Annotated in this window: 13 protein-coding genes; 4 read left to right on the forward strand and 9 right to left on the reverse strand. The window is 35.7% G+C overall.

The features are described 5' to 3' along the window. Positions 1 to 95 precede the first annotated feature (95 nt). Positions 96 to 1,025: an AEC family transporter gene (locus ABWU48_RS02290; RefSeq protein ID WP_006279391.1), complete on the reverse strand. Its 930-nt coding sequence runs from the start codon at positions 1,023 to 1,025 to the stop codon at positions 96 to 98. A gap of 463 nt (positions 1,026 to 1,488) precedes the next feature. Here ABWU48_RS02290 and ABWU48_RS02295 point away from each other — a divergent pair, with 463 nt between their 5' ends. Further along, complete coding sequence (locus ABWU48_RS02295) at positions 1,489 to 2,652, forward strand: multidrug effflux MFS transporter (RefSeq protein WP_010962461.1); 1,164 nt, start codon at positions 1,489 to 1,491, stop codon at positions 2,650 to 2,652. 27 nt (positions 2,653 to 2,679) lie between these two features. On the opposite strand, the gene prfA is transcribed toward ABWU48_RS02295, so the two are convergent. Further along, the gene (gene prfA / locus ABWU48_RS02300) at positions 2,680 to 3,759 is read right to left on the reverse strand and encodes a peptide chain release factor 1 (RefSeq protein ID WP_007548640.1); all 1,080 of its coding nucleotides are present in this window, start codon (positions 3,757 to 3,759) and stop codon (positions 2,680 to 2,682) included. Positions 3,760 to 3,857: 98 nt separating this feature from the next. Here prfA and yihA point away from each other — a divergent pair, with 98 nt between their 5' ends. From yihA to dut, 3 genes are all read left to right on the forward strand, one after another. Continuing rightward, positions 3,858 to 4,451: a ribosome biogenesis GTP-binding protein YihA/YsxC gene (gene yihA / locus ABWU48_RS02305; RefSeq protein ID WP_010962460.1), complete on the forward strand. Its 594-nt coding sequence runs from the start codon at positions 3,858 to 3,860 to the stop codon at positions 4,449 to 4,451. Between the two features lie 4 nt (positions 4,452 to 4,455). Further along, the gene (gene argB / locus ABWU48_RS02310) at positions 4,456 to 5,367 is read left to right on the forward strand and encodes an acetylglutamate kinase (protein ID WP_209473400.1); all 912 of its coding nucleotides are present in this window, start codon (positions 4,456 to 4,458) and stop codon (positions 5,365 to 5,367) included. Positions 5,368 to 5,781: 414 nt separating this feature from the next. Further along, the gene (gene dut / locus ABWU48_RS02315) at positions 5,782 to 6,243 is read left to right on the forward strand and encodes a dUTP diphosphatase (RefSeq protein ID WP_006279458.1); all 462 of its coding nucleotides are present in this window, start codon (positions 5,782 to 5,784) and stop codon (positions 6,241 to 6,243) included. Positions 6,244 to 6,327: 84 nt separating this feature from the next. Here the strand turns inward: dut and ABWU48_RS02320 are convergent, their stop codons facing one another. The 7 genes from ABWU48_RS02320 to ABWU48_RS02350 all read right to left on the reverse strand — a co-directional run bounded on the left by ABWU48_RS02320 (position 6,328) and on the right by ABWU48_RS02350 (position 12,818). Next, positions 6,328 to 7,674: an IS110 family transposase gene (locus tag ABWU48_RS02320; RefSeq protein WP_353288272.1), complete on the reverse strand. Its 1,347-nt coding sequence runs from the start codon at positions 7,672 to 7,674 to the stop codon at positions 6,328 to 6,330. Positions 7,675 to 7,964: 290 nt separating this feature from the next. Continuing rightward, positions 7,965 to 8,969 (reverse strand): major capsid protein, encoded by a 1,005-nt coding sequence (locus ABWU48_RS02325; protein WP_265023350.1) that lies wholly within the window; start codon positions 8,967 to 8,969, stop codon positions 7,965 to 7,967. Between the two features lie 25 nt (positions 8,970 to 8,994). Further along, on the reverse strand, positions 8,995 to 9,363 hold the full coding sequence (locus ABWU48_RS02330) for a head decoration protein (RefSeq protein ID WP_141456715.1): 369 nt from the start codon (positions 9,361 to 9,363) through the stop codon (positions 8,995 to 8,997). 77 nt (positions 9,364 to 9,440) lie between these two features. Next, the gene (locus ABWU48_RS02335; protein WP_353288465.1) at positions 9,441 to 10,466 is read right to left on the reverse strand and encodes a S49 family peptidase; all 1,026 of its coding nucleotides are present in this window, start codon (positions 10,464 to 10,466) and stop codon (positions 9,441 to 9,443) included. Between the two features lie 23 nt (positions 10,467 to 10,489). Beyond that, positions 10,490 to 11,896: a phage portal protein gene (locus ABWU48_RS02340; protein ID WP_353288466.1), complete on the reverse strand. Its 1,407-nt coding sequence runs from the start codon at positions 11,894 to 11,896 to the stop codon at positions 10,490 to 10,492. Next, positions 11,893 to 12,597: a glycoside hydrolase family 25 protein gene (locus ABWU48_RS02345; RefSeq protein WP_213863534.1), complete on the reverse strand. Its 705-nt coding sequence runs from the start codon at positions 12,595 to 12,597 to the stop codon at positions 11,893 to 11,895. Before ABWU48_RS02345 ends, ABWU48_RS02340 begins: the two co-directional genes overlap by 4 nt. Then, positions 12,594 to 12,818, reverse strand: coding sequence for a gpW family head-tail joining protein (locus ABWU48_RS02350; RefSeq protein WP_114517459.1), 225 nt, complete (start codon positions 12,816 to 12,818; stop codon positions 12,594 to 12,596). Before ABWU48_RS02350 ends, ABWU48_RS02345 begins: the two co-directional genes overlap by 4 nt.

Consider the following 12,818-nt stretch of genomic DNA (forward strand, 5'->3'; position numbering starts at 1 on the left):
CAAATTGTAGAAGTTGCTTTAGCTATAAATTCAAGTTTTATCAATGTCTTGTGTTGTTACCCAAATAATGGTTGTGCAAGCGCTTAATTTTTTGATCAAAAAGGAACAAGTTTAGTAAAAAATAATGATATTATTAGTGGAACATAAAACAGTCCCACTGCAGTACTGATTAGAAGCAACAGAGTAGCTTTATCTGGTTGATAATTCAAAATATTAGCAAGTATTATACTGGACCCAGAAACTGGAATAATAGCCAGCAACATCAGTGCTTTATATATGCTCTCATCGTATATACCTATAACATGCTTGTCTAAAAGGACAATTCCTAAAACAAACAGTGGCCAGAATACGTACTTTGCTGTAATAGTGATCAAAGCAAGCTTCCAATCTATTTTAAAGCTTGCAATATTCGCAATGCTCACTCCAAGTAGCACCATTCCTAATGTGACAAATGTACTTCTAATATTCATCATAACATCTGTTAAAAAAGTAGGTATTTGTATATCGTATATACTTAAAAAGAAGCCCAGAACCATCGCATAAAGCGAAGGAAGTTTGAACAACTTTAATATGCATTCTTTTGCGGTATAAATACCATTTGCAGCTATGTAAAATCCTAAGCTGTTTTCAAATAGCGCCATTCCTATATAACAAACAACATATACAGATACTGAATCTTCATCAAATAAAGCCATGGCAATCGGCAGGCCAAAATAACCCATACTTGTGCTGCCCGAGCTAAATGCTAATATGTTTCTTGTGTTATCCTTAAATAAAAAAGAAGAAAGATAATACACTGATAAGGACATAGTGCTACCTATAAACCATATCAAAATCGGCAGAGAAATTACTTTTAAGTTAACTTCTGTATGAGAGACTCCATATAAAATCACTATTGGATTAGCTATATAAAAAAGTATTTGAGATATAGTGTTTCTATCAATTTTAAGATATTTTCCTGCTAAGTAACCAATAAATATTGTAATATAAATAGGTAATATTTTGAGAAAAAGAGTAAGGAACATACTAGCCTATTGTAATATTTTTGATTGATAAAGTGACATTAGATCTTAAGGTGTTGTAAAAGTAAACAAAATTTATTTTCCAATTTATCCAGCTCATAGTTAATTAAATTAGTGCCAAAATTTGTTTTTACATAGGACTTAAGAATGACATTTGTATGATAAAATTATGTTAAGTTTCTGTAAAGCTTCTTGCATATTTTTGAATAATGACATATTTACTAAAAATTAAACTGCTTGTAGTAATTTAGACGGACTGTTGAAAAAGTAAGAGGAAATAAGTAAAGTTAGGACAGAGAGTAAGAGCTTTAACATAGTTGTCATATTTTTCTTTAATTAACCCTAGTGTCCAATTTATCCACCATTCCTTCACATGAGGTGTTTCTAACCATTTTAATAACAGTAAAAAATGTTTTCTTTCAACGCTTTAAATGTGATATTTTTATTCATTAATTAAAAATCTCAAATGTTACTACCATTTCTGTTAATCCTGTCTCTCATTGCCAAGTTCATTGAAATTGACATTTCCGTACCTAGTTTTCCTGATATGGTGCACTATTTTAACGTACCGGAAGGCATAATTCAATTAACTATTGCTTATAATTTCCTAGGCTTTTGCATAGGAGGGTTGTTTTTTGGTCCATTGTCTGAATGCTATGGCAGAAGGAGAATTATGATCATAGGTAACACTTTGTTATTAATCGGCGCTGTTGGTTGTGTTTTTGCACCGTCGATTTTTTGGCTTTTAATCTCTCGCTTTGTTCAGGGCATTGGTGTTAGCACATCTGTAGTTGTGTTTGCAATCGTTGCAGACAGCTACAAAGGCGACGAAGCGGTGAAATTTATTGGAATCATGAATTCTGTTCTTACAGTTGTCATGGCAATTGCGCCAGTGTTAGGCAGTTTCATCAATGAAATTGTAGGATGGCGTGGTAATTATGCAACTGTTGCAATACTTTGTTTGATCTCTTGGGTTTTGCTGCTTTTAGCGTTACCAGAAACAAAAAAGAACCGCGATATTTTCAGTTTGAAAAAAACGATGAAAGATTACAGAAAACTACTATCTAATCCGAGGTTTGTTACGTTGTCTTTGATGTCAAGCCTCTTTTCTGCTGCGTATATGTCATTCATTACTTGTGGACCTTTTCTGTATATGAAGACTTTTGGTTTATCTAGCACTATTTATGCACTACATCAAGGTGCAATAGTTGGGTGCTTCTCACTCATCAGTCTATTTGCTGGCAAAATCTTGCAGAAACTTGGAGCAATAAAGTGTGTAATTTCTGGTACGAGCGTGGGTGCTATTGGGTCTCTATTGCTTGTAATATTCAGTATAATTGTACCCCACTCTTTCTACTTAGTAACACTGTCTATGATTATTTTTTCTATCGGTTGTGCAATTTTCCAGCCAGTGATTTTTAATGCATCAATAAATGTTTTCCCTGAAATTAAAGGCACAGCTTCTTCTGCAGTCTCGTTCATTAGAGCTTTTATCATGGCTATTTTTATCGGCTTAACAAGCTACATTTACAATGGTCAAACAATTAGTGTAGCTGTTCTTGTTTTATCCGCGATAGTACTAGAACTTGTTTTTACTGTCTATCTATTGCGTTTAAAAGATCCTATGTAATTAATAAAGATATTCCATTGTAGGCTGCTAACTTTCCCCTGCCAATCTTTCTGCTTCATTACGTGAGATTAATGCCTCAATAAATTCATCTAGTTCGCCTTCTTTTATAATCTGCTCTAGCCGATGTGAAGTTAGATTAATTCTGTGGTCTGTTATTCTTGATTGTGGGAAATTATATGTTCTTATGCGCTCGGAACGATCACCAGAGCCAATCTGACTTTTCCTCATTGTTGACCTTTCCATTTCTTTTTTTTGTCTTTCAATTTCGTATAGCCTTGCCCTCAATACTTTGAGCGCTTTAGCTTTATTTTTATGCTGCGATTTTTCATCTTGCTGTATCACAACTATCCCTGTTGGCAAGTGGGTGACCCTTACTGCGCTGTCAGTTGTATTCACTGATTGCCCTCCAGGACCACTGGATCTATAAACATCTATTCGTAAGTCTTTTTCTTCTATTTTAAAGTCAACTTCTTCTACTTCAGGTAATATCGCAACAGTAGCGGCAGAGGTATGCAACCTTCCTGAAGATTCAGTTTCTGGCACTCTCTGTACTCTGTGCACTCCTGATTCAAATTTCAACCTTGCAAAAACTTCTGTTCCATTAATGAGTGCAGAAGCTTCCTTATATCCACCTATACCTGTATTAGAAATGCTTATTGGCTCGAACTTCCAATTTCTTCTTTCTGCATATTTTTGATACATACGAAATAACATTGCTGCAAATAATGCTGCTTCTTCTCCGCCTGTACCTGCTCTAATTTCTAATATTGCATTTCTTGAGTCATCTTCATCTTTGGGCAATAATGCTAACTTTAATTTTGCTTTTATTTTTGGTAATAATACCTTGTGCTTTTCGAAAAATTCTTCTTTTGCTAACTCTTTTATATCACCTTCGCTGTTTTCATCTTTCATTATTTCTTCTAAGTCTGAAATTTCCTCTTTCAGCGTGTTATATTCATCAATTATCTTGATTATTGGCCTGAGCTCAGAGTATTCCTTTGAAAGGGTAATGAATTCTTTTTGACTTAAATTGGTAGGATTTTCCAAATTCCTCTCTATATCATTAAATTTTTTCTTTAAGTCTTGTAAATTATTTTCCATATCCATATAGCACAGATCTAGCTAAGTAATATATACTGAAATAAAAAATTTCTTATATCAAGCAATAACACTATAATATACCTACTACCTTCTAGTTGAATATAATGGCAAAACAGATAACATCAAACTGCAATTTCATATTTGGAGCTTCGGATATAAAATCATTACCAAATGAGTCGGCTCCAGAGATTGCGTTTGCTGGTAGATCAAATGTAGGAAAATCCAGTCTGATCAACTTACTGATAAACAGCAAAAAAGCTGCCAGAGTTTCCTCTAAACCTGGATGCACTAGACAAATAAATTTTTACTCTATGTACGATGATAAGTTCAGACTTGTTGATCTACCAGGGTATGGCTACTCTCATGCAGGCAAGGAGGAAATTATACAATATTTAAACTTAATTGAGTATTATCTAATTCAAAGAGAAAATCTAAGAAGAGTGTTTGTGTTGATAGATAGCAAGGTAGGATTAAAAGAAATAGACAAAGACTTCATTTATTGGTTAATATATAATAACATTAACTTTAACATTGTGCTAACAAAAATAGATAAAGTAAGTCAAAAAAGCTTAGGTGCTGTTATAGAAGATATTCAAAAATGGATTAATAATGAGAATGTGTCAATTCATCAAATGAGCATCCGTGTTAAGCATAAAATAACCAAGGTAAGAGATGAGTTTTTCAAGTTTACAAGATAAAAAAATGAAGAGTAGTGAATTTTTAAAGGGTGAGGTATCATTTGAACAAAAAGCAGAAATATTACTTGAAGTGCTATCTAACATACCTAGCTTTGTAGGCGAGACTTTTGTCATTAAATGCGGTGGTACAATAATCTTAGATGAAACACTATTTAATACTTTTGTGCATAATGTTGTCTTGTTGAAGCAGCTTGGTATAAATCCGGTAATAATTCATGACGGAGAATATGAAATTAACTCAGTGTTAAAAATGCTGGATATGAACAGTAAGTTTGTGAATGGTATCAGACTTACAGACAAAGACACTATGAAAATCATTGAAATGGCACTGTGTGGTTCAGTTAATAAAAAAATTGTTCAGTATATAAATTCTGCTGGTGGTTCAGCTATTGGATTATGTGGAAAAGATGGTAACTTAATTAAAGCCGAAAAAATAACCGCTACGCTTAGAGAAGATAGATCAAATAATATCGAAAAGATATTAGACATGGGGTTCATCGGTAGACCCACTGAAATCAATCCTGATATATTATTTTTTATTGAAGAATCAGATTTTATACCAGTTATTGCACCAATTGGTCATGGAAAAGATGGGGAAACATATCATATTGATGCCGATAGCACTGCAAGCGCAATCGCAATCGCAGTTTCTGCATCTAAAATGATAATCTTGAGTGACACAGATGAAGAAATAGATAAAATTGGTGGCAGGAAGATATCTGTTAAAAATTTAAATGCATCGATTGATTGTGGGAAAATTAAAGGGGAAAAATTTATTGAAAGGCTTATGGCATACGTTAAAATGGCGGAGGAATGTGCTGGAGTTGTTCACATAGTTGATGGTAGAATACCTAACATTATGCTTGATTTATTTACTGAGAGTAATTCAAGCATATCGATTGTGAGTGATTTATAGCTATACTGCTTGCAACTACACGAATACCAAGAGGGTGTCATTCAAGTAGCTGACACTGGAATGACAACAATCTACGTCATACCGCGATTCATTCGCGGTATCTCTAGATCCCGCTAACAAGTAGCGGGATGACGGTTGTCAGGGTGTCATCCCAGCGCCCTTATGATGTCATCCCAGTGCCCAGACACTGGGATCCAGAAGACTTAATTTCAACCAAGTGGCTGCATAATAAGGACTAGATTCCAGACTGGAATGACATCATAGAGGCACTGGGATGACAAAAAAAGGAGCACTGAACTTGTCAAGGAATTTTATGGCCTAGCGTCACGCGCTGGAATGACATCATTTACATTTATCACTTTTGCAGATACAATTTACATGCTATAATTGAGTCTTCATAGATGGTAAATTGGAGTGCAAAGAAGTAAAATTAAAGTAGAAATAAAAAGATTATCACACGGAGAAGACTTGTCTCTTCCATGTTATGCAACTACGCAGAGTGCTGGCATGGATCTTTATGCTGCATTGAATGATTCTGCTGTTTTAAATCCACTTGAAAGATTACTTGTTCCAACTGGAATTGTGATTGCAATACCAAACGGTTTTGAGGGGCAAATCCGCCCACGTTCTGGTCTTGCTGCAAAACATGGAATCACTGTCTTAAATTCTCCGGGCACTATAGACTCTGATTATCGAGGTGAAGTTAAAATTTGTCTAATTAATCTAAGTAATCAGCCATACGAAATAAAAAGAGGAGATAGAATCGCACAAATCCTTATTTCTCCTGTATCTCAGGTAATTTGGGATGACAGAGAAGAATTCTGCGCAGAAGAAACCGGTCGCAATGCAGGGGGCTTTGGCTCAAGCGGCAGGTAGCTTACGAAAAAGCTTGACTATGACAGTTTTTTTATTTAAGCATATTAATATTTGAGGTCGTTTATGCTAACTTCTAAGAAACTCCTAAGAACCTTCTTCATCTATCGGCTCCTCTTTCATTAGTATATAACCAAATTCCTTTGCTTTTTTAGTCAAATTTTTGACTACTCTCTCTTTGTAGAGTGTTTCATAATAGTTCATTCCTTTTTCTACATATTCTTGTCCATATTTTAGCATATTATAAAAAATACATGCTAATTTCCTTGCTGTAGCAGTGATCGCTTTTGGTATCCCTAGTCGCTTCTTTAACCTCCTGCAGTATGCACCAAGTGCAGTGTTGCTTCTTGATACACAATGAGCAGCAAGTCGCAAGGCAGTTGCAGCACGATTAACAACTTTACGAGTTCTTGTTCCAATAATTTTCCCTCCTGTAATTTTATTAGCAGGACTTAATCCGAGCCAGGAAGAAAAATGCTTTTCTGTCCTCCATTTATTGTGATTTATACCTGTTTCTGAAATGATAGCCTGTATACTTAATACATCAAGTCCTGGAACTCTAGTAAAATCCATCCCCGTTATTCGATATAAATCTTCATCTACGGCAAAATCTGGACTATTCTTCTGTTTTCTCTTTCGTGTCTTATTCAATGCCCTGTTCTCATTCGACTTTGTTTCAAATGTTTTATAGTAATTTTCTATACTTTTATCACATCCCGTTATTTGCTCTTGAAAAAAAGTATATGCTGCATATTCTTGTTTTAGCACAAACAAGTGTTCCTCTCTATAATCACCAGCTAACGCTTTTGCTATAGTAGACTGATCATTTTTTATTCGTGCATCCCTGAATTTAGCCAATTTCTCAGGATCTCTTTCGCCTTCAATTATAGCTTCAATGATTTTCATACCAGTTATCCCAGTAATATGACTAATAACCTTGTGTAATTGAATATTCATTTGAATTAGCGCTTTTTGCATACGTTGAGTATGTTTAGCTGCATTTTCAATTAGATTAGCACGTTGTCTAACGTAACTACGCAGTACACACATTTGATTATCCGGTCTAAATGATCCTTGAAGCAGTCCATAGCTGTGCAATTGTTGCAGCCATTGATAATCTTGAACATCAGACTTTCTACCAGGCACATTTTTGACATGTCGCGCATTTACTAATTTTACTTCAAATTTATGTGATTCTAATATTTGAAATAAGGGAATCCAATATACTCCAGTTGACTCCATGGCTACAGTTCTAACCTGACACTTTTTTAACCACTTTGCTAAGTTGTGTAGATCTACTGTAAAGCACCCAAATTTTTGGATACGTTGTTCATCTCTTCCTTCAGGTACACATACATAATGTACAGTCGAGCCAATATCAATCCCTGCTGCATCAAGGTTTATTGTTTTTAATTTACTTTTTGCTTCTGCCATATAAAATCCCTCCTATATTATTATGATAAGAAGCACTTCAGCTTGGGACGGTTAGGTTATACAATCTTCTAAACGAGGTAGCCCAAAAAGAACTCCATCAATGGTTTTACCATTTCCCCCAAAACCATGCTTTCAAACGGGCATTTATAGCACCATTGATTGTTTCGGTTATAGCTGCAGAAGCGCTTCTTCATAACACTATACCCAAAGAACATAAAATAAAGAGGGAGTTTCTTTTTGGTTTTACAGATTTTATCTGTTCTGGGCTTCCAATAATTTTCCTATATTCATCAACTAGAACTAATTTTTACCAAAACTCCCGGACGATGGCACATTGGCAATGGATTCGACTGCGTATGTAAATCAGTTCCTCTATCAAATCTTCTTGGCTCTTGTTTTGCATAGAGTGGCTGTCCAAGAGTATTCACTGTTTCATTAAAATCTGCTGGTGCAAAATATGTTGTAAATGTGCTCGCTGTTCCTACTGGAAAACAGTTTCCACTTTCTCTTTCTATAAACCTTCTTACATTTCCCTCAGGATCAGTTGCTTGCCCTCTATATTCCTCAAATGTTATTCCGCAAAATGTAAATCCTGATCTCATGTCGTTCCTTAGCGCTGCTCCTTCTTGCCATCTCTCATATGCCTCTTTCACCTTACTATGGGAAGTTAATGCATCAAAAAACTCAGGGCTTACCAGTGCATGAATTCCCGTCATATATTCACCACTTAGATTATCTTCTATATGCCGGAGTACTTCCAGACACTTACGTTTTACATCTGTTGTTGCTGTTCCAAGGGCAAAATTTACTACTTTTGGTGTTATTTCAAATTCGTTATACAGATTTAGTAATTCTGACCCGTCAGCATCAAGAATAATTCCCTTCAGCGCTCCCATTCGTAAATGCTCTAATGTTATTGCGTGTTTGTTTCTCATTAGCTGTAAATGGTCAGTTATTACGTCTGCCAGCGCTTTCAGTTCACTTTCTGATCCAAATGCCCTTATTCCTTGTACTTCTTCTGGCAGTACTACATCATCATGCGGAATATGTGGAATCGTAAATGTTCTTACCTTTCTTTTTCCTCTTTTTCCTACTGTTGCTGGTGCTCCTGGTAACTGCGTTGGTAGTAAACTTAATACTCCATTTTGCTCCTCTATAGTAATATGTCTAAATCTTACTGACCTACTTGGAAACAAATTTAAATTTTCAACTCGTCCATAATTTATCGGCAATATATTTATCGCATTTGTTAGTGCCGTCATGCTAAATGCTGTATTTGTAAATGGATTTTGCATTCTTTTTCCCCCTTATTAATTTAAGTTACACTCCCTTGCGGACAATGATCCCTCGTCCTTCAAGTTGCTTTATTGCTGCAGCTTTTTGCTCTTCAGTGATACCTGTTGGCCACACAATTGCATGATCTGCTAGCATTGCTATACGTGTAATGATTACTGCTTTGGCATTTTCTGTCGCATTTACATCACTTACTATCGCACCTATTGCTGTTTGTGTACCATCTGTTGCAGTTGGATTTATTATCTTAACCATGCTATCTTTATCGAGAGCCACTACTGTACCAAGCTTTAGGTTCTGCCCTTTTGCTACTGTTATTTGGTCTCTTGAATATAAACTTGATGCTTCATATTTTAATAGGTCACCTAGATTATTTTGTTCAGTTATACAATTCATAAAATTTCCTCATTTATTTTCTCCTTTAGTTTTACCGCCATGTTTGTAGTTGTTGTACGCGGCGGTTATAAGAAAACTTAAATACTTGATTGCGCTCGAGTTTTAGCTACTTGTATCATCAAATCTTCTGATGAATTTTGTGGTAAAGCGCTGAAAATCTCAGCTTTTGCTGTTCGCTCTGCAAGTAACTCCATTAAAACTTCCCTTGCTTGCTCAACACTTACGCTTTGCTCAATAAATTCTCCTATCTTTTCTGGCATCTTTGATATATTACATAATCTTATTATCTCTAAAATTTCTCTACGACAGTTCTCGTAGCCTTCCTCATTAGTTGTCATACTAACACTCCTATGATTATTGATAAATTCAAAAAATGTTGTAACTCCATCTGCAAGACCTATTTCTACTGCTTTCTCGCCAAAATATAGACCTGCTTCTGTTGATCGAATCTTTTCAATTGAAAGACCTCTGTTCCTTGCTATTAGCTGCAAAAACATTTCATATAGTCGGTCTACTTCTTTTTGTAAGCTTCCCAGACTTTCAGACGTCATTGGCTCATGTGGGTTTAAATCATTCTTTCGACTACCAGCAAAGATTGTGGTGTACTTAATACCTTGCTTTTCATCAAATCTACTTTGATCTATATGACTTGCTATTACTCCTATACTCCCAACTCCTGAAGTGCGGGTGAGAAAAATCTTTTCAGCGCTAGAAGCTATAGCATATGCAGCAGAATATGCATCATCATTTGCTATTGCTATTATCCTCTTTTTTCCTCTTGCACTATAGATAAAATCAGCTAGGTCAAAGACACCGTTTACTTCCCCTCCTGGACTGTCTATGTCAAGTAGAATCGTCTCTATGCTTTTATCTTCTAAAGCACTCTCTATCTCTTCATGAATATTTTCATACGAAATCATGTCTAAAATATGATCAAAAGCTTCTGTTTTTTTTGTCAAAACTCCATAAATACGTATTATTGCTATTCCTTTTGGGTTTATATGAAAATGCTTTAAATTCTTAAAGATAGGTTGTTTGCTGTTATATAATGATAGTAGTTCAAAGCTTCTTCTCTCTACCATTATTGGTTTATTTATCCACATCACCTTCCTCCCCTTATTGTATTTTATGGCACATTAACGTCACAATCGAAACAAAGTCCAAAAGAATTAGCACGCTTTTGATCTTCTGCTATTTCTTGGTCAATTTCTTCTACATTGTAACCCATTTCTGATACTACCTCTGCTCGACTTTTGAAGCCATTCCTTACTGCCATTTGCTGTGCTTGCTGGTCTTTAAGCGGATCCACCCAATCAAATCCCTGTGGTATCCATTTTACTTCTTCTTTCGCTGCTTTTACTACTTTTTCATCTATACTCAGTTCTCCACAAAGTACTGCTAACTCTAGCCATCTATTCCAAATAGGTCTACAAAACTGGAACACTATCACGTTATGCTGCAACATTGAACACCTTCTGCGAAACTCTATCAGCCCTGCTCGAATGGATGAATAATTAACGCCGGTTAAATCTCCTGTTAGTTGCTCGTATGTTATTCCTGTTCCTATTGCTATTGCCCTCAGTTGCTGTCTTATAAACGCTTCATAACTTCCTCCAACATCTGACGGTTCTGAAAATTTTATGTCTTCTCCTGGGTCTAAAAGCTGCATTGTTCCTGGCTCTAACCCTGATAGTGCTACTCCTTGCTCATTACTTTCACCTTCCCCCATGATATTTGCCTCAGGATCAAGTCTTGTAATAAATCCCACAAACATTGCTGCAGTTTTCTTTCTCACCAGCTCTGCATCATCGTATTGATCAAGCTCATAAAGCTTTAGCAGTATACTTGAAAGCCATGGCTCTCCTCGAATCTGACCAGGTCTTAGTGGTCTATAGATATGTAAAACATCGTTTGCTGGTACTCTCACTGACTTTCCAAACGTACTTTCACCAGGGTGTTCTTTAAATAGGTAGTATGCTTCTCTTTGCCCAAGCCTGTTAAACTCAATCCCGTTTCTTATTACATGACCATTTCCTAAAGTTTGATTTGTTTTATTATCTAAATGTTCAGACTCAAGTACTTGCAGTTGTAATGGTACAGAAAATCCATCTTCGAGTTTACGATTTCGGAGGCGTACAAAACATTCTCCTCCCTCTATCATACTTCTGCATACTAGAGCTTGTAATCCATAAAAATCACTTACTCCGTTACTATCTGCTTCATCTGTCCATCTTAGCCATAATTCTTGCACCTTCTTTCGAAATTCCCCATCTCTTGCTTTTGATTGTGGTTTTATTCCTGTTCCAATAGAGTTACTTACTATCGTATCAATTATATTTGCTGCATATGGATTTTTTCTCACCATATCACGTGATCTACTACGCAGGTGCTCAAGGCTTTGAGCAAGCAAATTATTTATGCTTCCCGCTTCTCCTTGCCAATATATTACCCTTCTTCCTGAGCCTGACGCATCCCAAGCAGAACTTTTGATTTTTGGCTTACTAAATAGTTGTTTGAAATTTTTCAGCATCATACTAACCAAAATTCTCTTAATTCTTTCAAAGTTCCGTTAAATTTATTTCTGTCACATTTTCCGATTCCTTCTACTTCATGTGGCTCTGGATTTGTTTTACCGTCAGTATATTGCCATAAAATCCAATCATTCCAGCCTTTTGGTAATGTGAGCTCTTTTCTCCAGCTTGCTATCCATAATGGACATTTTGTCAAAGTTGGCGTGGCAAAATCCTTAAGAAAATAGCTACTGCCATAAATTAGGGGTAATCTTCCTGTTACTTCTTCAACTCTCTTTACAAATTCCTCAGCTTGCTTAACTGCAATATTTTTGCCACTTTTGTTTTCTTCAATATCCAGCGCAAGTATGGTATTTTTGCTTTCGCCTACCGTTTTTAGGAAATGATCAGCTTGATTCTTGCCGTTTCCTTCTGTGCCAAAATGATATGCTCCCCAGAGTAATCCTTCTTCTTCAGCTTTCTTTCTTCTCTTCGCATACTTTGAATCCACATGTTTTAGCCCTTGTGTTGCCTTGTGAATTACTCCAACTATACCATTCTCTTTGTCTAGCTTAAAATTCACATTTTCTTGCCAATGTGACAAATCTATTATTCCATTTACTGGACTCTCTCTATTCTCCCATAGTTTTATAAAAGTTTTTAATTGCTCTAAAAATTCAGAATATTCCTCTTTTACAACTTTTCTCAGAAAATTTTCCCTCATATAACTCCTTTATTTGTTGCAAAAATAATCTTTCGTTTAGGCTTCATTCCAGCAATCTTTAGTTCACCTTTGATGCGTTGTCTGAGGCTGAGCAAATCATTTATCTGAACTTCAGCATATCTCACCACATGGTCACCATATGCAATTGATACCACTCTTTCGCCACTCTGAAGCTTCTTTATTGCTTGTTCAACTTGAATTAGATAATCTTCGTTATACAT

This window comes from Wolbachia endosymbiont (group A) of Tromatobia lineatoria (assembly GCF_964028565.1).
GTDB classification, from domain to species: Bacteria; Pseudomonadota; Alphaproteobacteria; order Rickettsiales; family Anaplasmataceae; genus Wolbachia; species Wolbachia pipientis.